Annotated in this window: 1 protein-coding gene and 2 pseudogenes; 2 read left to right on the forward strand and 1 reads right to left on the reverse strand. The window is 52.9% G+C overall.

Features of this window, described 5'->3' with window-relative positions:
* Positions 1-85 precede the first annotated feature (85 nt).
* Together OP495_RS17045 and OP495_RS17050 are read left to right on the forward strand one after the other, a co-directional pair.
* Complete coding sequence (locus OP495_RS17045; protein ID WP_280570935.1) at positions 86-796, forward strand: transposase; 711 nt, start codon at positions 86-88, stop codon at positions 794-796.
* 122 nt (positions 797-918) lie between these two features.
* Positions 919-1,077 (forward strand): annotated as a pseudogene (locus OP495_RS17050) (IS30 family transposase); the annotation flags it as partial.
* A gap of 692 nt (positions 1,078-1,769) precedes the next feature.
* On the opposite strand, the pseudogene OP495_RS17055 reads toward OP495_RS17050, so the two are convergent.
* Positions 1,770-2,573 (reverse strand): annotated as a pseudogene (locus OP495_RS17055) (IS5 family transposase).
* Positions 2,574-2,771 lie beyond the last annotated feature (198 nt).

A 2,771-nucleotide genomic window follows, 5' to 3' on the forward strand; every position in this document is an offset into this window, starting at 1 on the left:
TGAAGGCTTTTATAACACTCAACGGCTCCACAGCAGCCTTGGTTACAGGACGCCGCTGGAATTTGAGGATTTGCACTGATGGCGCGTGTCCACTTTTCTGGGGGAAGTCCATACCGATACGCACCTAGTAGTACACCATGATGTGGTTCAGGACGGTGATGATAGACGCCAACTAACGCCAGTGGTGGAGGCAACAAGACAAGCTCTAAAAACCAAGACGTTAGCCGTCTTGGCCGATACAGGGTACTCCAATGTCGAACAACAGCAGCATTGCGAAGAACGAGGCATCGTTTGCTCTATCCCGCCGCGGCGGGGCATCAATAGTCAAGGCAACGGCCAGCTCTACCAAGTGAGCAACTTGCATTATGATCGGGACCGAGATACCTATCACTGCCCTGCTGGTCACACCTTGTATTTGAAACAGTGGCATGCACCGAAAAAGATTGGTATCTACGCGAATCCAGAGGCGTATAGAGCCTGCCCACAAAAAGCACATTGCACGACAGGAAGCTATAGGCGCGTCTCTCGCCATCAGTACAAGGCGGCCTTCGATATACCGCAACGTAGACTCAAGGCAGATCCGCATGCCATGACACGCCGACGCGCGACGGTGGAACACCCTTTCGGAACGATTAAATACGACTTAATGGGTAACGGTGGCCGTTTGCTGGTCCGAGGCCTAAGAAAAGGTCGAGGAGAAATCAGTTTAGCCGTGCTGACCTACAACCTGAAACGGTTGATGAACCACATCGGCACCGAAGCGCTAAAAGCTCGGTTGAGAGCGCTGCCGGCCTGAGGGCTGGGCGGTCTATCGGCTGTTGATTGATCGCCGCAATACTTCAAAGAAACCCAACCGAATGAAGCGGGTCCGTTTTCCGATAACCCAGCTAGGCCATTTTCCGTTTTGACACGGCCTGGAAGGGGACCGATCTCTCGATGCATAGTCAGGAAGAGCTGGATGCCATCGCGCTGGAACTCAACATTCGTCCGCGCAAACGCTTTGACTTCAAGTGCCCGATAGAGATGATGCAGGGAATGATGGCGAAGCATCATAATTCATCGGGTCCGCCACACTAACGTGTTGCACTCAGAAACGGCATCCGCCCGGTATAAAGTCACAACGGTCACCAGGCACGCAGTGCCTGGTGGCTACTAAGAACCGTTCAGCGATTCACGACGTGTGACAAGCAGGAGAGCAGTAAGAACACCCATTCGATTGAGTGTAGCAGGTTCTCTTTGCCTCACGCACGGCCGGAGCACAGCTTTGGAAATCGCCTAAATAGGTTTTACTAACAATCTGATCATAATATTGACAGCTCTGTGTATGAACCTCATGGTCACCATTAGCTTGTGCCTTGTCATTGACGTAATAGCGCATAATGCTGTCCTTTTATAATGAATTCACCACAACGCTCGCATCATATATTAGTTATTTGATATGCCACTTTAGAATAACCGATTCGCATCGAGGATAGCATTAGGTGTATATGCGGTCGGTACCCACATATTTTCCGTTAACCTCTTGCCGAAGTCAGCAAGTTCTCCACCGTTCACAAGCTAGTGGTCTGCAGCCAACTAACTAGCCTATTGGGAAGCCCGCGACCTGCAAGGTATCGCCAAAGCACTAGCGGTGGCTTCATCTTCCGCATCCTCGTCAGCCACCTTACCGGCCTACACCCGCTACGCACAAAAGAACTTTGGCATTTTGAGATTCGTACTCTCATTGGAGCAACTAGTATGGATGGCGCGGCATCTGGTAAGAGCACATTTCAAAACCGTCCCTGTAACCGGTTCAAGCAGATCAGCGAACAACCGATTAACGTCAAGGCATAGTGGATATCGGTTCGGCGTTCGTAGCGTGTCACTCACCTCCTAAAGCCACCCAGCCACCGAAAAGGTGCGCTCGACCACCCAACGATGACGTCCGAGGCGTCAGCTGTCTTCAACACCTCGACGGGCAATACGAGATTGGATACCTCTCTTGCGGTATTATCGGCGACAACGACGATAATCATAAGCCTTATCAGCATGCAGCTTGAGAGGGCGATGTCGGGGGCGTCCTCGGCGTTCTTGAACGGGAGGAACGTGATCAAGTAGCGCGGCCCAAGGCACGCTGTCATTCATGTTGGCACCCGATAGAAGAACTACTAGAGGTGTCCCGCGTCGATCCATCAACAGGTGTCGCTTCGTGCCGGGCCGTTCTCGGTCTGTCGGGTTGGGGCCGATAGCCGATTCCCCTTGTTGGCCGAGAGGGTGGCACTATCCAGACAGGCTCGCGATCGATCCAAGCGATCGGCGTCATGCAACTGTCGCAGAATTTCCTGGTGCAGACGCTCCTATACACCGGCTTGTTGCCGATCCCGAAATCGACGCCAGGAGGTGACGCCCGATCCGCATCCCATTTCCTGAGGTAGCATGCGCCATGGAATGCCAGAGCGCAGAACGAAGATGATGCCGGTCAGGGCAGCGCGATTGGATATCGGTAGCCTGCCGCCGCGAGCCCTTGTGTTGGACTCGGGCAACAGGGGCTCGACGATGGTCCACAGCTCGTCGGAAACAATTTTCGAAACCATGCCCACAAGCGATAAACGAGAGAGTCAGTTTTCAAGGTTTTGAAACGTGCTCTTAACCATCAGCTCGAACTACCGCTCACGCCCTCAATCGTGAAAGATCAGGTCGGCGACCAGGTCGTCGTCTACGCGCTGCCGGAGGACGAAGACGAGTAACGACCGTCAGTAAGTGGTAGAGAGCAATATAGAAGTAAAGTAGAA

It is taken from the genome of Chromohalobacter sp. 296-RDG (assembly GCF_029889885.1).
Lineage (GTDB): Bacteria > Pseudomonadota > Gammaproteobacteria > Pseudomonadales > Halomonadaceae > Chromohalobacter.